The 18,410-nt window shown below is 63.5% G+C and carries 14 protein-coding genes; 12 read left to right on the top strand and 2 right to left on the bottom strand.

Annotation, left to right across the window (positions count from 1 at the left end):
- The first annotated feature begins 46 nt into the window (after nucleotides 1-46).
- The 10 genes from QD172_RS08160 to QD172_RS08115 all read left to right on the top strand — a co-directional run bounded on the left by QD172_RS08160 (nucleotide 47) and on the right by QD172_RS08115 (nucleotide 12,440).
- Complete coding sequence (locus tag QD172_RS08160; protein WP_077375440.1) at nucleotides 47-379, top strand: YbaB/EbfC family nucleoid-associated protein; 333 nt, start codon at nucleotides 47-49, stop codon at nucleotides 377-379.
- A complete protein-coding gene (gene recR, locus QD172_RS08155) occupies nucleotides 379-1,005 on the top strand; it encodes a recombination mediator RecR (RefSeq protein ID WP_077375437.1) in 627 nt (208 codons plus the stop codon). Before QD172_RS08160 ends, recR begins: the two co-directional genes overlap by 1 nt.
- A gap of 207 nt (nucleotides 1,006-1,212) precedes the next feature.
- Nucleotides 1,213-2,400, top strand: coding sequence for a ribonuclease D (gene rnd / locus QD172_RS08150; RefSeq protein ID WP_084207963.1), 1,188 nt, complete (start codon nucleotides 1,213-1,215; stop codon nucleotides 2,398-2,400).
- Between the two features lie 124 nt (nucleotides 2,401-2,524).
- Nucleotides 2,525-2,821, top strand: coding sequence for a YcgL domain-containing protein (locus tag QD172_RS08145; RefSeq protein ID WP_077375431.1), 297 nt, complete (start codon nucleotides 2,525-2,527; stop codon nucleotides 2,819-2,821).
- 67 nt (nucleotides 2,822-2,888) lie between these two features.
- Nucleotides 2,889-3,368 (top strand): YcgN family cysteine cluster protein, encoded by a 480-nt coding sequence (locus tag QD172_RS08140; protein WP_077375429.1) that lies wholly within the window; start codon nucleotides 2,889-2,891, stop codon nucleotides 3,366-3,368.
- Nucleotides 3,369-3,635: 267 nt separating this feature from the next.
- Nucleotides 3,636-4,274: a TetR/AcrR family transcriptional regulator gene (locus QD172_RS08135; RefSeq protein ID WP_279855426.1), complete on the top strand. Its 639-nt coding sequence runs from the start codon at nucleotides 3,636-3,638 to the stop codon at nucleotides 4,272-4,274.
- Nucleotides 4,275-4,354: 80 nt separating this feature from the next.
- Nucleotides 4,355-5,563, top strand: coding sequence for an efflux RND transporter periplasmic adaptor subunit (locus QD172_RS08130; RefSeq protein ID WP_279855425.1), 1,209 nt, complete (start codon nucleotides 4,355-4,357; stop codon nucleotides 5,561-5,563).
- A gap of 3 nt (nucleotides 5,564-5,566) precedes the next feature.
- A complete protein-coding gene (locus QD172_RS08125; protein ID WP_279855424.1) occupies nucleotides 5,567-8,644 on the top strand; it encodes an efflux RND transporter permease subunit in 3,078 nt (1,025 codons plus the stop codon).
- A 295-nt stretch (nucleotides 8,645-8,939) separates the two neighbouring features.
- On the top strand, nucleotides 8,940-11,570 hold the full coding sequence (locus QD172_RS08120) for a YbeU/YbeR family protein (RefSeq protein WP_271303146.1): 2,631 nt from the start codon (nucleotides 8,940-8,942) through the stop codon (nucleotides 11,568-11,570).
- A 354-nt stretch (nucleotides 11,571-11,924) separates the two neighbouring features.
- Nucleotides 11,925-12,440, top strand: coding sequence for an NlpC/P60 family protein (locus tag QD172_RS08115; RefSeq protein ID WP_205632728.1), 516 nt, complete (start codon nucleotides 11,925-11,927; stop codon nucleotides 12,438-12,440).
- A gap of 94 nt (nucleotides 12,441-12,534) precedes the next feature.
- Here QD172_RS08115 and QD172_RS08110 read toward each other — a convergent pair whose 3' ends face one another.
- Nucleotides 12,535-13,452: a LysR family transcriptional regulator gene (locus tag QD172_RS08110; RefSeq protein WP_077375392.1), complete on the bottom strand. Its 918-nt coding sequence runs from the start codon at nucleotides 13,450-13,452 to the stop codon at nucleotides 12,535-12,537.
- Nucleotides 13,453-13,717: 265 nt separating this feature from the next.
- Between QD172_RS08110 and QD172_RS08105 the strand changes: the two genes are divergently transcribed.
- The gene (locus QD172_RS08105; protein ID WP_279855423.1) at nucleotides 13,718-15,058 is read left to right on the top strand and encodes an MFS transporter; all 1,341 of its coding nucleotides are present in this window, start codon (nucleotides 13,718-13,720) and stop codon (nucleotides 15,056-15,058) included.
- A 96-nt stretch (nucleotides 15,059-15,154) separates the two neighbouring features.
- Here the strand turns inward: QD172_RS08105 and msrA are convergent, their stop codons facing one another.
- Nucleotides 15,155-15,832, bottom strand: coding sequence for a peptide-methionine (S)-S-oxide reductase MsrA (msrA, locus tag QD172_RS08100; protein WP_279855422.1), 678 nt, complete (start codon nucleotides 15,830-15,832; stop codon nucleotides 15,155-15,157).
- 299 nt (nucleotides 15,833-16,131) lie between these two features.
- Here msrA and QD172_RS08095 point away from each other — a divergent pair, with 299 nt between their 5' ends.
- Nucleotides 16,132-18,354, top strand: a complete 2,223-nt coding sequence (locus QD172_RS08095) for an FAD-dependent oxidoreductase (RefSeq protein WP_077375383.1) — start codon at nucleotides 16,132-16,134, stop codon at nucleotides 18,352-18,354.
- Nucleotides 18,355-18,410 lie beyond the last annotated feature (56 nt).

Here is an 18,410-nt window from a genome sequence, read left to right as displayed (position 1 = left end):
CATTTATCGTTAGTTCATGTACAACACGTCATTGATGAGGTGAGCCATGTTTGGTGGAAAAGGCGGTATGGGCAACATCATGAAGCAGGCGCAGGAAATGCAGGAGCGCATGCAGAAGGTCCAGGAAGAAGCGGCCAAGGCCGAAGTCCAGGGCGAAGCCGGTGCCGGCATGGTCAAGATCACCATGAACGGGCGCCATGACGTCTCGCGCGTCGAGGTCGACCCGAGCCTGATGGAAGAGGACAAGGAACTGCTGGAAGACCTGCTGGCCGCTGCCGTCAACGACGCGGTGCGCAAGGTCGAGGTCAATTCCAAGAAGCAGATGGAAGAGGCGACTGCGGGTCTCAACCTTCCGGCCGGCTTCAAGATGCCGTTCTGATGGGATTCTCGCCGCTGGTCGATCAGCTGCTGGATGCCCTGCGCGTGCTGCCGGGCGTCGGTCCGCGTACCGCACAGCGCATGGCGCTGCATCTGCTGGAGCGTGATCGCATGGGGGCCGACCGGCTGGTCGGTGTACTCGGCGAGGCGCTGGAGCGTGTCGGCTATTGCGCGCGCTGCCGGACGCTGACGGAAGAAGAGATCTGTCAGCTGTGCCTGAGTCCTCGGCGTGATGAGCGAGTGCTGTGCGTGGTGGAGTCCCCCGCGGACCAGCTTGCCATCGAAGGGGCGGGTGGCTACGTGGGACGTTACTTCGTGCTGCATGGCCACCTGTCACCGCTGGACGGCATCGGGCCTGAGGACATCGGCCTGGATGCGCTGGAAACCCGTGTGCGCGAGAGTCAGATCGAAGAGCTGGTGCTGGCCACCAACCCGACGGTCGAGGGTGAAGCCACCGCGCACTACATCGCCGAGCAGCTTCGCGATGTGGCGCATGGCGGGCAGCCCCTCAAGCTGACACGGCTGGCCTATGGCGTGCCGATGGGTGGCGAGCTGGAATATGTCGATGGTGGTACGCTGAGTCGTGCCTTCAGCGGCCGATTGCCCTTTACCCTCGGCGAGATCTGAACGTGTCGGGTTCGCCCGGTCGCGTTTCGCCAGCGGCATGTCCTTGACGCAGAGCGTCCGAAAGCCAACAACAGCAGCACGTCTGCGGGCGTGGTGGTCAGGAACCACCACGCCCGCCGTCGTTTCCGCCCGGTGTCTGGCGAGTGCCCGTCACCCTTCATTTATCGCTTGCCCGGGCAAGCCAGTCACCATGAGATATTCTTGCAGATGAGTGATCAATCCGCCGCCACCGCACTGCTGTCAGAGCTAGACTTCGACGCCATCTGGGTCGAGACCCCCGAAGCGCTGGCCGCTGCCTGTGCCGAACTTGAGGGCGCCGACTGGTTGGCGCTGGACACCGAGTTCATCCGTGAGTCCACCTTCTTCCCGATTCCGGCACTGGTGCAGCTGATGGCGGCCCGCGATGGTGAGCTGCCCGGTGCGGATGGCAAGACGCCGCGCATCTTCCTGATCGACCCCACGGTGGTGCCGGCCAGTGACGCGCTCAAGCGTCTGCTGGGTCCTGAGGGGCCGCTCAAGCTGCTGCATGCCTGCGGCGAGGACATGGAAGTCTTCCTGCGCTGGGCGGGCGTGGCGCCGGCACCGCTGATCGATACCCAGATCGCCGAAGGGCTCACGGGTGGCGAGGCCTCCATGGGCTATCAGCGTCTGGTCGAACGTGTGGCCGGCATCACGGTGCCCAAGGAAGAGACGCGCTCCAACTGGCTCAAGCGTCCGCTGAGTCAGGCGCAGTGTGACTATGCCGCTCTGGACGTGCTGTTCCTGCCGCAGGTCTGGGCACAGCAGCGTGAGGCCCTGAATCAGCTGGGTCGCATGGCCTGGCTGGAAGAGGACTGCAGTGCCCCGGGCAGCAGCGGGGGTGCCACGCCGGACCCGGAGTACTGGAAGCGCCATCGCAGCCTGTGGAAGCTCACGCCGCGTGGGCTGGCCGCCTGGCAGTCCCTGTGCGAGTGGCGTGAGGCCCAGATTCGTCTGCGTGACGTGCCGCGCTCGCGCCTGCTGGCAGATGCCCAGCTGTTCGCCATTTGCGAGCGTCTGCCGGTCAACCGTTTCGAGCTGGCCAAGGTCGAGGGGCTCCACCCGCCGCAGATCAAGCGCATCGGCGACAGCGTGCTGGAAATTCTCAAGGACGTGGCGATGATCGATGACAGCCAGTTGCCGCGCGTGCCGCCGTCGCCGTTGGCGCCGGAATGGAAGGCGCGCATGAAGCGCCTCAAGCGTGAGGTCAACGCGGTCGCCGAGGCCCAGGACCTCAAGCCGGAGATTCTCGGCAAGCGTCGCGACATGGAAGCGCTGGTGATCGCCGACTACGAAGGTGAGCCGCTGCCGTTGCCGGGTGGCTGGCGCGGCGCGCTGCTGGCCGAGCGCCTCGCCAAGGCGTTCCAGCCGGAATGAGTCAAGGATTGCCTCCGGCATGGCCGGGGGCGATCACGTAACCAATGTGAGACGTCGTGCGCTCGTGTCCCGTGCGCACGCTGATGCGCGCATGCGCTGCAAGATGACGTGATGGGTGGTCCCGATGACTGATGACAAGATGATCTGCGAGATCTACAAGAGCGCCCGCAAGGACGAGATGTATCTGTACGTCGAGAAGACGCGAGGTCTCAAGGATGTGCCGGAGTCCCTGCTGGAGATCTTCGGCAGGCCTGCGCCGTTGATGACGCTGTTGATCCGTGCCGACAAGCCGCTGGCGCGTGTGGCCAGCACCACGGTGCTGGAGAAGATCCGGGAGCAGGGCTTCTACCTGCAGATGCCGCCGGTCAAGGAAAATCTCCTCAAGGAGATTGGCGTGACGCCGCCGGAAACGCACTACTGACGACTGCCCGTCGTCAGACGAGACCGACTGGACCGACCCTGCTGCCCGGCAGGGCGAGGAGAGCAAGATGAGTGATGTTCCGCAACCTGACGGCGGAAAACGTGAGCGTTTCTGGGAGCGGCATGCGCTTTCGGAGCTGAACACGGCCGAGTGGGAGGCACTGTGTGATGGCTGTGGCCAATGCTGCCTGCTGAAATTCGAGGATGAAGACAGTGGCGACATCGCGGTACTGGATGTCGCCTGTCGCCTGCTGGATGTGCGCAAGGTCAGCTGCCGTGATTACCCCAATCGCGCCACACGCGTGCCGGGCTGCATCCCACTGGATGTCGAGACGGTGGGCAAGCTGCGCTGGCTGCCGGAAACCTGTGGTTATCGCCGCCTGAATGAAGGCCGTGAGCTGCCAGAATGGCATCCGCTGCTGACCGGGGATGCCAGAAGCGTCAAGCGTGCCGGTGTCGCGGTGTCACGCTTCGCCGTCTCCGAGGCCTCGGTGCGCCAGCAGGATCTGGAAGACCATATCATCGCGATCATCGACCCGGAGAGCTGAGGCGCTGACGTTTTCGCGTCTCCCTGTCTGCCCGTCTTGATCGTGCAAGCGCAGCTCCTTGAGCTGCGCTTTTTCTTTGCCTGTTTTTCCTTGTCCGTTTTTCCTTGCCTGGTCTGAGGCAGGTGGGGCCTGGTGGTGTCTGTGTCAGAGCCGCCGTCTGCATGGCAAGGCGGGGGCCGGCTGGCGCAATGGCTGGTTGTAAATAAATGAACGTTCATTTATTTTGTGTGGATTCTCATCCTGAGCAGATCCAGAGGCAGACAGGCCATGCGCCATCGTGATGAACACAAGCAGCAGGCGCTGCTGGAAGCCACTCTGCATGAGGTGGCCGAGCATGGTTTTGCCGTGACCTCCGTGGCACGCATCGCGCGTGCTGCCGGCATGTCCCCCGGAACGCTCTATCTTTACTATCGCGACAAGGACGACTTGCTGGAGGCCACCTTCAGCGAGGTCAGCCGTCGCATCATCGAGGTGGCGCTTGATGCCTTCGAGGCCGAGCCGGACGCGCAGGTATCACGGGTCACATCGCCCGCGATGTCCCCCGCGGCCTGGCAGCTCAAGTCCGCGCTGTGTCGGGTGTGGCACGCCCTGGTGATGCTGGGGCGCCGCCAGCCCGCCTTGTTCCGCTTTCATGATCAGTTTCTTCACTCCTCGCATATGCGGGACGCCTTGAAGGTGGCCAACCAGGAGCGGGCCGCGCCCTTGCTGGAAGCCTTCGCGCGGGGCCAGCGGACCGGCATTCTGAAACAGATCGACATCGCTCTCATCGAGGTGTTCATGTTTCGTTCGATCTACAGCCTGCTGCAGGGCTCGGGCTGTCAGGTGCCGGCCATCAGTGATGCCTGCTTCGACCAGGCCTTCGAGATGGCCTGGGACGCGATAGCGCTTCGTCATCCAGCACCGTGAGCCACGGCCGTACGCATTGCCGGACAGATGACAGATCTTCGTTTTGTGCTTTTCCATTCCAATGACTCAAGGGCCTGCTGATGAAACTTCGACCTGGTGCCAAGCCACACCTGCGTACTCCCGCCGCCTGGCGCGGAGGCCTTGCCCTGCAGCTGTTTGCCGGTCTGCTGCTGGCCCTCGGGCTTTCGGCCTGCAGCGAGGCCGAGGCGCCGCTGAAGAAGCAGAAGGTGCATCCGGTCAAGTTGCTGTCATTGTCGGATGAGGGGGGCGGTGTCATTCAGCGCTATCCCGGCGTGGTCGAGGCCTCCGAGCGTTCCAATCTCTCGTTCCGGATCGGCGGTGAGCTGCGTGAGCTCAACGTGCAGGCCGGCCAGGAGGTCACGCAGGGTGAGCTGATCGCGCAGCTGGATGATCGTGATGCCCGCAGTCAGCTCAACAACGCCCGTTCCAGCTTCAATCTCGCCCAGGCGACCTACAAGCGCATGAAGTACTCGGTGGAGAAGGGCGCCATCAGCCGTGCACGCTTCGATGAGGCGCAGGCGGAATTCCAGTCGGCACAGGCCCAGTACTCCCAGGCGCAGGACCAGCTCAGCTATACCGAGCTGAAAGCCCCCTATGACGGGGTGATCGCCCGAGTGCCGGTGGACAACTATCAGGTGGTCACGGCGCAGGAAACCATCGCGGTGCTCCAGCAGCCCGGTCAGATCGACGTGACCTTCAATCTGCCGGAACGCCAGGTGCGCGCCATCGACCGTGAGCGTGCCATGGCCGGGCGTCAGGAGGATGCAGCGCTGGCCTGGGTACGCTTCGGTCGCGGTGAACAGCGCTATCCGGCGCGCTACAAGGAGCATGACACCAGCGCCAGTGAGGGCTCGCTGAGCTATCAGGTCACCCTGACCCTGCCGGAGCCTCAGGACATCACCGTGCTGTCCGGCATGAGCGCGACGGTCGAGCTGGACATGCAGCAGCTGACGGGGGCCACCGGGGGGCAATGGCGTGTCCCGGTGGAAGCGGTGGTGATGCGCGATGCCGACCCGCAGCAGGCCGTGGTGTGGCGTTATGTGGAAGACGGCTCTGCTGCCGCCGAGACGTCTCCGGACGTCGAGGACAAGGACAAGGCAGGGCAGGGGACGGTGGAAGCCGTGCCCGTCGAGGTGCTTCAGGCCACGGGGGAGGGGCTGGTGATCACGGGGGAGTTGAATGCCGGTGATCGTCTGGTGACCGCGGGTGCCAGCCGCATGCAAGCCGGGGAGCCTGTGCGCCCCTGGGTCAAGGAAGCGGGGCTCTGATCCATGGTCGATTACTTCCTGAGACACAAGGTCATCAGCTGGATGGTCACGCTGTTGCTGTCGGTGGGCGGCGTGGTGTCATTCTTCAATCTTGGCCAGCTGGAGTTTCCCGAGTTCACCATCCGCAATGCGGTGGTGATCACCCAATATCCGGGCGCCACCCCCAAGCAGGTGGAGGAGGAGGTCACGCTGCCGCTGGAGAAGGCCATCCAGCAGATTCCCAATCTCAAGCGTGTCAGTTCGGTCAACAGTTCAGGCCTTTCGCAGATCACGCTGGAACTCGAGAGCAGCGTGCGCGCAGGCGAGATGCAGCAGTACTGGGATCTGTTGCGGCGCAAGATCAATGATGCCCAGTCGAGCCTGCCACCCGGCAGCTCCTCCTCGGTGGTCAATGATGACTTCGGTGACGTGTTCGGTCTGCTCTACAACCTGAGTGGCGAGGGCTACTCGGCGCATGATCTCGAGGATCAGGCCGATTTCCTGCAACGCGAACTGACGCTGGTGGAGGGCGTGAAGAAGGTCTCCATCGTCGGCGCGCGCAGCGAGCAGGTGATCGTGGCGCTGGACCGTGATCGCATGCAGGCGCTGAACATCTCGCCGGACCAGCTCTCCAATCTGCTCAATGCCCAGAACGTGGTCGGCAATGCCGGTCGTATCCGTCAGAACGGCCTGTCGCTGGAATTGCAGCCGGGCGGGGAGTTCCAGAGCGTGCAGGATCTGGAGCGCCTCGTGGTCGGTCGCCCCGGCAATGGCGGCCTGATCCGCCTCGGGGATATCGCCTCCGTCAGCCGCGAGTACACCGAATCGCCGTCACGTCTCTATCACACCGATGGCGAGACCGCTCTGTCGCTGGGGATCTCGTTTGCCTCCGGCGTCAATGTGGTGGAGGTCGGCGAGCGAGTCGACCAGCGTCTGGGGGAGCTTGAATCGCGCATGCCGTTGGGCATGGAGCTGACCACCGTCTATCACCAGCCGCAGGTGGTGGATGAGGCGGTCTCCGGCTTCCTGCTCAATCTGGCCGAGGCCGTCGGCATCGTGATCCTGGTGCTGCTGCTGTTCATGGGCGTCAAGAGCGGGGTGCTGATGGGGCTGGTACTGCTGATCACCATCCTCGGCACCTTCGTGATGATGTCGATCCATGGCATCGAGCTGCAGAAGATCTCGCTGGGCGCGCTGATCATCGCGCTGGGCATGCTGGTGGACAACGCCATCGTGGTCACGGAAGGCATGCTGATCGGCCTCAAGCGTGGCAAGACCAAGCGTCAGGCTGCCTTCGAGGTGGTCAACCAGAATCGCCTGCCGCTGCTGGGGGCCACGGTGATCGCGATCACCGCCTTCGCGCCCATCGGTCTGTCGCCGGATGCGACCGGGGAATTCGTCGGCTCGCTGTTCTGGGTGTTGTGTTACTCGTTGCTGTTGAGCTGGATCACCGCCCTGACGCTGACCCCGTTCTTCTTCGACATGTTCTTCCGCGAAGCGCGTGAGACATCGGGCAACGACAAGGACGGCGCCGAGCATGAAGACCCTTACCGGGGCGTGATCTTCCGTGGCTTCCGTACCCTGTTGGGCTGGGCGATCCGTCTGCGCTGGCTGACCCTGGGCGGGGCGCTGGCACTGCTGGTCGTGGCTGTGATGAGCTTTGGCCAGATCAAGAATGCCTTCTTCCCGGATGCCTCGACACCGCTGTTCTTCGTCGATGTCTGGATGCCGGAAGGCACCGATGTGCTGGAGACCGAACGGCATGTCTCGCGTCTGGAGCAGCAGGTGCTGAAGATGGAGCGCGTCAACCATGTCACCAGCGTGACCGGGGGCGGTGCCCAGCGCTTCACCCTGACCTACTCGCCGGAAGACAGCTACGCGAGCTTCGGTCAGCTGATCGTCGAGACCGAGGACCGCGACAGCCGCGAAGCGCGCATGGAGGAGGTGATACGCCTGTTGCGCGCCGAGTATCCGCAGGTGGAATACAAGGTGCAGGCCTTGCAGGTCGGCCCGTCCGCCAAGGCCAGTCTCGAGGCGCGCCTCTACGGCGAGGACCCGGCGGTACTGCGCCAGCTGGCCGCCGAAGTGCGTGACGTCTTCGAGCAGGAGCCGCTGGCAGACAGCATTCGCCTGTCGTGGCGCAACCGCGTCAATCGCATCGAACCCGAGTTCCTGGATGATCAGGCGCGGCGTGTCGGCGTGACGCGGGATGCATTGCATGAGGCATTGCTGATCAACAGTGATGGCGAGAGCGTCGGCGTCTATCGCGAGGGCTCCGAACTGATCCCGATCCTGTTGCGCAGTGAGGAGCGTCAGCGCTTTGATCTCGACACCTTGGCCAGTCTCAACGTCTGGAGCGACGAACAGGAAACCTACGTGCCGGCGGGGGCGGTGATGGGCCCGCTCAAGGCCGAACTGCGTGACCCCCTGATCAAGCGGCGCAATCGCGAGCGCATGCTGGCGGTCTATGCGGAGCCGATGCCACTGTCCGGCGAGACGGCCGCCAGTGTATTGAGTCGCATCCGACCCAAGGTCGAGGCCATCGAGCTGCCGGAGGGATATCATCTGGAGTGGGGCGGTGAATACGAGACGTCCACCGATGCGCAGAAGGCGCTGTTCTCCTCGCTGCCGATGGGGCTGTTGGGGATGTTCGTGATCACGGTGCTGCTGTTCTCCAACCTGCGCCAGGCGCTGGCCATCTGGTCCATCGTGCCGCTGACGCTGATCGGTATCGTCAGCGGGTTGATCGTGTTCGGGGCGCCATTCACCTTCATGGCACTGCTGGGCACCCTGAGCCTGGTCGGCATGGTGCTCAAGAACGCCATCGTGCTGGTGGAGGAGATCAACGTGCAGCTGACCGAACAGGAGGACCGCTTCCAGGCGGTGATGCTGGCGGCGGTCAGCCGCGTGCGGCCGGTCTCGATGGCGGCGATCACGACCATGCTGGGCATGATTCCGCTGTTCTCGGATGCCTTCTTCTCGAGCATGGCGGTGGCGATCGTCTTCGGTCTGGGCGTCGCGACGCTGCTGACGCTGGTCGTGCTGCCGGTGGCCTACTGTGCACTGTTCCGTATTCCGGCAGGCAAGCACGAGGCGGCGTAGTCACGTCCCCCATGGCCATCCTCCCGGGAGGGTGCCATGCCGTGATGCCAACCACTGATGGCAAGCACTGATGGCAAGCACTGAGGCATGCAGTGCGCCCGATGACAGCGCCTGTCGTCGGGCGCACTGCCGTTGGCGAGTCAGCGGTGTTCTCACGCGTCATCGCGATGCAGTCGATCCCGCATGGGGGCATCGCCAACAGCGCCTTTCCGTTACACTATGCGCCGCCAGTGGTGTGTTTAGGGTCCGCTGCTGGCCCGTCGTCATCAAAACCTGTCGAGTCGTGAGGTGTGCCTTGGTCGAACCCCTGAGTGCCTGGTGGGGGCAGCAGCTGGTGTTGTGCGGTTGGCGTTTCAGTGCGACACCCGAAGCGGTGTGGACATCCGAGGAGGCGCGTGCGCGCCTCAAGGCGCTGGAAGTGCCGGATGCCGGCGAGCTGGGCTGGCGCTTGCTGGAAGCGTTCCCCAGTGACATGCCTGACTCGCTGCGTCAGCTGGAAGCGCTGGAGCTGCTGGCGTTGGCGCGGACGGCTGGCTGGCTGTCCGAGGCGCGCACGCGTGCCTGGCTGGTGCGACTGCTCATGGCCATCGCATCACGTTTCACCTCGCTGGATGACTGGCTCAAGGCGCTGGCGCATTCGCGCAGCGATGCTGGCTGGACACGCGGCGATGACGGCTTCTTCGAGGCCAGTCTCGCGCTGTCCCGGCTGGAGCAGGAAGAGGCGGGCGTCACCTGGCCGCGTCTGCTGGAGGCGCTGGAAGGCCGTCAGCCGGTACCCGCCACCGAGCTGTGGCCGCAGGGTGAGCGTGACCGGGTGTGGATGGCGCGCGCCATCTTTGCGCCCTGGGTCGGCGGGACGACACTGACGTCGACGGATGACGGCCTCTGCGAGGCGAGTGACAGCGGTTTCGATGCGCAGGGTCACTGGCCCGACGTGCAACGCTGGCTGCGTGATACCTGGGCGATCCGCACTCGTGACGAATTGATCCGTCTGCTGTTGTGGCTGGCCTCGCAAGGGCATCGCTACGGCTGGGACATCGACAGCGCGCGCATGCTGTCGGCCAGTCAGGATGAGCGTGACAAGTGGCTCGACGAGCTGGAGTCTGACGCCGCCTCCGAGGAGGCCGAGCGCAAGGCACAGGGTCTCGCCGGCACCCCGGCACATGCGGCGGCCAGTGCGGAGCTGGCGGCCGCTGCGGGTCTCGAACAGGGCCCGTCGCCCGTGGCCTACGGGGAGCTGCTGCTCCAGTATCTGGATCGTGGTGAGCCACTGGAATTTGCCGCCTGGGACTGGCTGCGGCTGGTGGATCTGGCCTTTGCCGGTCTGTGTGCCGGCTGGTTGAGTCGTGAGGAGGGCGAGGACTTCGCCGCGCATGGTATCGACCTGCTGGTACGTCGCTACGCGGATTGGCAGGGTGTGGCGCGCGCCTATCAACGCGGACGCAGCCTGTTCGAGGGGGCGGATCTCACCGGCTCCACCGACAGTGACTGGCGGCCATTGATGGCCTCACCGGTGACGCCGCTGCGCTGCGAGCTGCACGCGTTGCTGCCGGAGGCCATCCGGGATCGCTCCCGCACCGCCATGCGTCAATGGCGCAGTGACAGCCGCCACTGGGTACTGGCCATTGCCAGCATTCGAGAGCCGGACCTGCTCTATCGTCAGGGGCTGCCTGCGGATGTGGCGGACGCGCGGCGTGAAGAGGCGCGTCAGTACCTCAACGAGACGCTGGCCCTGGATACCCGCGATGGCGTGGCCGGCATGGCGCGTTTCTGGCTGCCGGCGCAGGCCCATCACCTCAATCAGCTGGCGGCCGATGCCGCACGGGGTGGGCTGCCTGATCCTCAGACGCCCTTCGGTCGCGCCGATAGCGCCGAGCTGGAACGGCGACAGCGGCTGGCAGTCTGTCATCGTCATCCTGCCAGCATCGTGATGGCGGAGAAGTACGCGTTCTATCTGCTGATGGTGCAGGACAGCCGCGATTTCGATGCCGGTGAGCTGGCGCAGTGTGCCGAGCGCCTGCGCAGCGCACTGTGCCGCTTCTATCCGGACGCCGTCCGCCTGCTGGAGGCCTGGGCGGTATGGGAATCCGCGGTCCCGGAACTTGAGGACCACCCGCTGGTCAACGAGATCCGCTGGCATCTCGAGGACCCCGGCAGCCTGTTCCACTGGCTCGACTGGCGCGCCAGTGACTGGCAGGAGCCCGGCGAGCGCCCCAGTCTGGATCGTTTCACGGCGCTGGCACTCAGTGGCCCGCTCAATTCGCCCTGCTGGGGCGAGCCGATGGTCGAGCATGGTCGGGGAGTCGAGGAACTGACCGGCTGGCTGGAAGGTCATTATGGTCTGGCCAACGCCGAGATGCTGATCGGCTTCCTCGATTTCCTGCGTGATGCCGGGGATCGGGACGAATATCAGATCAATTACGGCCCCTATACCCTCAATCGTGCGCGTCTGGACAACGAGATCGATGTGCTCGAGAGCGGTGAACGCGGCGAGGATGAGCAGGTGCACCTCGATCGCCTGCGCCGTGTGCGTGACAACGAGGCCCGCTGCAATGAGCTGGACATGGCAGCCTGGGACATCGCGCAACTGGTGGATCTGGCGATTGCCGGCCGTCAGCTGGGATGGCTGGATGCGGCCACCTTCACGGCCTATCTGGACAGCGCCCATGCGATGGCGCGAGCACACTACGGCAGCTGGAAGGAATATGCGCGCGGGCTGTTCGCCGGCTATGCCTTCTTCATGGGCGATACCGATCAGCGTGACAGCTTCCTGCGCGGCTTCCGTGATGTATTGATCCAGTGGCTGACGGCGGCGCCGCCATTGGCCGGACCCTGGGCCAGTCTGGATTTCCCGGGGGCGCGTCCGGGGCATTGGCCGGCGCTGCATCTGGATACCCTGAGCGGTGATGCTCGTCTGCTGCATTGAGTATTTTCTGATGCTTTAGTCTATCTTGTGAGGCGATGGCATACGGATTGCGGCAATATGCACTACCCTGCTGCGAACGGCATTCAATTGCGTCACAGGTCTCAGGGCATGCCGTTGATCCTGTTGATTCACGTTTCAGGCATGCAGGCATCTCGTGATGACGGGATTCCTGCCGGCTTTCTGTCTTGTCATGCATCACCTGTTATCGCCGTCCGCAAGTGCTGATCATGTTTTGTCTCATGGCACCGGGCCCACGACGAGGAATGTTGGATGCGTCACACGTTATTGTGTTGTCTTTTACTGTTGCCGCTAGGTGTGGCGGGGTGTGCCAGCCATTCACAGCCTCCGAGTGACATGGCCTATTACGATGTCGATCTGCCGGAATTGCCCAAGCTCAAGCGTTACCGTCAGCAGGCCGGCCAACCGCAGGGCCCGGCAGAGCCGCAGCTGGCATCGGGCCCCAGTATCCGGGAAGTGTTGCTGGAAGAGCATGATCGCTGGGCGGGAACGCCCTATCGCCTGGGCGGCACCAACTCACGGGGCATCGATTGTTCTGCGCTGATGCAGCATGTGTTCAGTGACGGTTTCGGGATCGAACTGCCACGTACCACCCGTGATCAGGTCAAGCGGGGCAAGCGTATCGACAAGTCGCAGTTGAAGCCGGGTGACCTGGTGTTCTTCCGCCCCTCACGTCGTTACAACCATGTGGGCGTGTATGTGGGCAACGGCTATTTCCTGCATGCCTCCACGTCACGTGGCGTGAAGCTGTCGCGGCTGGACAATGTCTACTGGTCGCAGCACTACTGGCAGTCGCGGCGGCCCATGCCCCACGAGGCCATGCAGATGAAACTGGCCATGCGCAGTCAATGACGACACTCGCATGATGGACAACACCCGGCCCTGGCCGGGTGTTGTCGTTTTCGGCCCGCGAATTCTCGAGCCCCGCCATGTCCGGCAGCCCGCCTCATGGGCTTTCGCGTACCACGGAATGTTCGATCACGAAGTCGACGAAGGCCTGTTCGGCCCGCGACAGCCCGCGCTCACGTCGCCAGGCCAGCGACAGGTCCAGCCAGGCGGGTTCACTGAAGGAGATGGCGGTGAGGTTGTTTTCCTCACGGTCATCCTCCACCACGCGCTTGAGGAAGGTGGTGATACCGAAGCCGCGTGACACGATCGCCTTGTTGAGCGCGATCAGGTTGGATTCGAAGGCGATACTGGGAATCAGGCCGTGCTGGCTTGCCAGACGTTCGATGAAATCGCGATGGAAATAACCGCGCTTGAAGACGACCAGCTCTTCAGCGAAGAATGCTTCGAGGCTGATGTGCTCCCGTGTCGCCAGCGGGTGGTCGTTGGGCAGGCAGACCACCATCTCTTCGCGCAGGAAGTGCTGGCTGACCAGCCCGCTGGTGGCGCTGCCGGGGTGTTCCTCGACGATGACGCCCAGATCCAGCTCGCCATTGTCGATCATCTTGCGAAGACTCAGGGTACCGCCCTCGATCACGCTCAAGGTGATATCGGGGTGGCGCGCCTTGAAGGCCATCAACAGGGGCGGGAAATAGTAGGACCCCAGCATCGAGGACACGCCGATGCGTACCTCACCTTTGACCAGGCCATCCAGTTCGGCCATGGCCAGGGCCGCTCGCTGCGCCTGTTGCAGCAGAGAGCGTGCATGCACGAGCAATGTCTCACCGGCGGGCGTCAGACTCACGCCCTTGGTGCCACGTATCAACAGCGGCTGGCCCAGCCGGGTCTCCAGGTTGGCGATCGACTGACTGACGGCCGACTGGGCCAGTTGCAGCGCCGTGGCGGCGGCGGTGAAGCTGCCGCGCTCCGTGACACTCACGAAGATCTCCAGTGCCCGCAGATCGAAGGGCAGTTTCATATCGCGCTCTTCATGTCTGACGTCATCCTCATCCGTCTCCCTTGTCCCCGACCCTGACCGGCGTCCCTTGCGGCCATCACGCCGCCCAGTCCCCTGGACGTCATTCACCATGCGCTGGCGGTCTGACGGCGTGAGGCCTGCAGGCCAGTGGGTCAGGCTCATGGGTATCACTTTTGCTGATGGCTGGCATCATGTCGAGCTATTTTACTGATGGTGTTCGAGGGCGCAGACTCACGCCATCCCCATGATTGACTGCAGGTACCTGATGGCTTCATCGCTGAGTGCGTCTTCCACCGCCCCATCCGATTCGGGGCATCACGACACTGCCGGCCAGCCAGTGCTGCCGTCTCCTCTCAAGGCGCATGGCCGTGATTGGCGACGCATGACCCAGGCGTTGTGTCTGGGCTCCTTCGTCGTCTTCATCAATCTCTATGTGGTGCAGCCGATGCTACCGCTGCTGGCGACCGACCTTGGCCTGAGCTCGCTGCAGGCGAGTCTGTCGTTGTCGGTGACCACCCTCACGCTGGCACTGGCGTTGCTGGTCTTCGGCCCGCTATCGGATGCGCTGGGACGGCGACGTCTGCTGCTCTGGACATTGGCCGGGGGGGTGGCCTGCTCGGGACTTGCCTTGCTGGCTGAAGGTTTCTGGTCGCTGTTGGCAGTACGTGCGTTGCAGGGCTTTCTGCTCGGGGGCTTGCCGGCGGTCGCGGTCGCCTACATGAGCGATGAGATGGAACAGCCGGCGTTGATGGCTGCGGTGGGGCTCTATATCAGTGCCAATTCGCTCGGCGGCATCAGTGGGCGGGTCGCTGGAGGTGTCGTGGCCGAGCACTGGGGCTGGCAGATGAGTTTCGCGGTGATTGGCGGTATCAGCCTGCTGCTGCTGGCGGCGCTGTGGCAGTTGCTGCCGCGTCAGCGACGCTTCGTGGCACAGCCCTTCCATCCGGCCAGCATGCTGGCAGGGCTGGGGCGCCATCTGCGCAATCCACGGCTGTGGCCGGTGTTTCTGCTCGGTGGACTCAACTTCTTCATCTTCGTGAATCTCTACAGCTACATGACCTTTCGCCTGAGCGCGGCCCCCTGGTCACTGGGGAGTCAGTGGTTGGGATTGCTGTTTCTGACCTATCTGGCAGGCACCTTCGGTGCCTCGCAGTCCGGCCGGCTGGCACAGCGTCTGGCCGCCAGGCGCGGGCAGTCACTCGCGCAGGGAGCGCAGCGACAGGAGGAGCAGGATGGTGCGCAACGCTGCGGCCAGGCACTGACCATGATGCTGGGCACCGCGCTCTTGATTCTCGGCACTCTGGTCACGCTGAGCCATTCGTTGATCGGCATGCTGGCCGGCCTGAGCCTGAATGCCTTCGGCTTCTTCCTGGCACATGCCACCGCGTCGGCCTGGGTCGGGCGCAATGCCGAAGGGGCGCGGGCCAGCGCCAGCGCGCTCTACCTGACGGCTTACTATCTCGGGGCGAGCCTGGGCGGCTTCTGGCTGGAGCCCTTCTGGCAGCAGGCAGGGTGGCCAGGGGTGGTGGTGGGTGGCGTCAGCGTTCTGCTTGTCACCCTGGGGTTGGCGATGCTGTGCTGGCGACGGGCCACGCCGCAGCATTGATATCCACCGTGAGATTCTTGCCTGACACGCAAACGGCTCGCCATCTGGCGAGCCGTTTGCGTGTCAGTGGCAGGCGAGGCGACTCGACGGTGAGACTCAGTGCGCCGGGGCGTCATCTCCCCAGATTTCCTCAAGACGGTCATCACGGCCACACCCCGCGCGATAGAAGCGATAGCGCACCGGGTTCTTCTGGTAGAAGTCCTGGTGATATTGCTCGGCGGCATACCAGGGGCCCGCTGCCTCGATCTCGGTGGCGATGCCTTCGGGGAATCTGTCCTTCAAGTCGTCGAGGCTCGCCTGGGCGGCGTCTTGCTGTGCTTCATCCACCGGATAGATGCCACTGCGGTATTGGGTGCCGGCATCGCAGAACTGACGATCCACCGCGACCGGGTCGATGTTGTGCCAGAAGACCTCCAGCAGGGTCTCATAGCTGACCTTTTCAGGGTCATAGACCACCTTGACCGCCTCCGTATGGCCCGTCCTGCCGGCCGAGACCTGCTTATAGGTGGGATTGTCCGTCTCGCCTGCCGTGTAGCCGGACGTCGTCGAGATCACGCCGTCAAGCTTGTCGAAGGGGCCTTCCATGCACCAGAAGCAGCCACCGGCGAAGATGGCGACCTCCTGGCCTTGAGTGACACCCTCGGCGACGCCTCTGGGCGCCTGTTCCGGGTCAAAGGCATTGGCGTGGCCGGCAATCAGCAGACCGCCAAGTAGGCTGGCAAGCGGTGTGAGACGTTTGAGCGCAGAGGAGGGGAATCGCGTGTATCGGGTCATGGTGTCTCCGGGAAAGGCGTCGTTCCTTCGAGGTGAGAACACGGAAATCTCCATGTCTCGATGGGCCGCGAGGTGGCTTGCCTTGCCATTCCCTCACTGCCTGTATCAGGGAACTACGCGAATCAACGCGGGATGGATGCGAAGATGTCGAATGAAACGGTACTGTTACCGTGATCATGATGAGGTCGTTCGCGTCATCATGACCTGATGAGTGCATCCAGTCAGCAACGCGTCTCGTAAGGACACGGTACATCCCAATGACATGCCCATGACGGCAGGAATCGAAAAGGAAATCGCCAGTGAATAAACGCAAGTTACTGCTTCTGGGCGCCATCGTCGCTGCCATCGTGGTCTTCTTTGCCAGTGGGGCACAGGACTACTTCACTCTGCAGAGCCTCAAGGCCAGTCAGTCGGAATTTCAGGCACTCTTCGAGGAATCGCCGTTCAAGGTCGCGGGTACCTTCTTCGTCGTCTACGTGGCAATGGCGGCACTCTCGCTGCCGGGTGCGGCATTGCTCACCCTGCTGGGCGGCGCCCTGTTCGGGTTTGGCTGGGGTCTGTTGTTGATCTCCTTCGCCAGTACCATCGGTGCCACCCTGGCCTTCCTCATCTCCCGCACGCTGTTGCGCGAAAGCATCGAGAAGCGCTTCCGTCGTCAGCTGGAATCCCTGAATCGCGGGGTCGAGCGTGAAGGCGGCTTCTATCTGTTCACGCTGCGTCTGGTGCCGGTCTTCCCGTTCTTCATCGTCAATCTGGTGATGGGGCTGACCCGCATGCGTGTGGTCACCTTCTATGTGGCAAGCCAGCTGGGCATGCTCGCCGGTACCGCCATCTACGTGAATGCCGGTCGCGAGCTGGGCCAGCTGGAGTCGCTGTCCGGCATCCTCTCGCCGGGGCTGATCGCCTCCTTCATCGCGCTGGGCCTGTTCCCGTTGATCGCCAAGAAGATCGTCGGCGTGCTGCGCAAGCGCAAGCAGCAGGCGGCCTTCGACAAGCCGAAGACCTTTGACTACGACATGGTCGTCATCGGTGCCGGTTCCGCCGGGCTGGTGACCAGCTATATCGCCTCCGCCGTCAATGCGCGTGTCGCGCTGATCGAGCGCCACAAGATGGGCGGTGACTGCCTCAACACCGGCTGTGTCCCCTCCAAGGCGCTGATTCGTGCCGGGCGTGCGGCTCATGAGATTCGTCAGTCCCAGCGCTTCGGGATCACCGCCAATGAGCCGGAAATCGACTTCGCCAAGGTGATGGGGCATGTGCAGGACGTGGTCGAGAGTGTCGAACCGCATGACAGCATCGAGCGTTACGAGAGTCTGGGCGTGGAAGTCCACACCGGCAACGCCAGACTCAGGACGCCCTGGGAAGTGGAAGTCGATGGTCGCGTGCTGACCACGCGCAACGTGGTGATCGCCACCGGTGCCCGCCCGCGTGTTCCTGCGATCCCCGGTATCGAGCTGATCACGCCGCTGACCTCTGACAATCTGTGGGATCTCAGGGTGCAGCCCAAGCGTCTGGTGGTGCTGGGCTCCGGCCCGATCGGCATGGAACTGGGGCAAAGCTTCGCGCGCCTGGGCAGTCACGTCACCATCATCGAGGGTGCCCCGCGGGTGATGCCGCGTGAAGACGAGGAAGTCAGCGCGCTGATGCACGAGCAGCTGGCCGGTGAGGGCGTCGACCTGCGCATCAATTCCACCGCCACGCGCATCGAGGTGCTCAAGGACAAGGACAGTCAGCCGATGCGCCATCTGGTCGTGAGTTCTCCCGACGGCGAGGAGAGCTGGATCGAGTTCGACGAGCTGCTGGTGGCCATCGGACGCGAAGCCAACGTCGAAGGCTTCGGTCTGGAAGAGCTGGGCATCGCGGTCTCCGAGCGCGGCACCATCGATGTCTCCGAGTCGCTGCAGACGCTGCAGCCGAACATCTGGGCGTGTGGCGATGTCGCTGGCCCCTATCAGTTCACCCATGCGGCAGGTCATCAGGCATGGCACGCCGCGGTCAATGCACTGTTCGGCGGATTGAAGACCTTCAAGGTCGATTACCGCATCATGCCGATGGTCACCTACACCGAGCCGGAAGTGGCACGGGTCGGCCTCAACGAGACCGAAGCCAAGGCGCAGGGCTATGACTATGAAGTGACCCATTACGAGATGGGCGAGAGTGACCGTGCCCTGGCCGAGCGTGCGACGGAAGGCTTCGTCAAGGTGCTCACCGAGAAGGGACGCGATCGTATCCTGGGCGTGACACTGGTCGGTGCCTATGCGGGGGAATGGCTGGCGGAGTTCACCATGGCGATGAAGCATGGCATCGGTCTCAACAAGATCCTGTCCACCATCCATCCGTATCCGACACTGTCCGAGGCCAACAAGGCGGCAGCAGGCATGTGGAAGAACGCCCACAAGCCGGAAGGCGTGCTCAAGGTGCTGGATCGTTACTTCACCTGGCGCCGCAATGGACGCTTCGAGCCGACCAAGACACGCCAGGCGGATGACGCCACCCCTCCCGTGACGGTCGACAAGCACTGATCCTTTCCCATGCCGCGAACCTGCTCGTTCAGGGTCGCGGCATCTTGCTATCAGGA

Origin of the sequence: Cobetia sp. 10Alg 146, assembly GCF_029846385.1 — a bacterium.
Classification (GTDB): Bacteria; Pseudomonadota; Gammaproteobacteria; order Pseudomonadales; family Halomonadaceae; genus Cobetia; species Cobetia marina.
The sequence above is the reverse complement of the archived record's forward strand: the minus strand, read 5'-3'. Positions and strand labels throughout refer to the sequence as shown.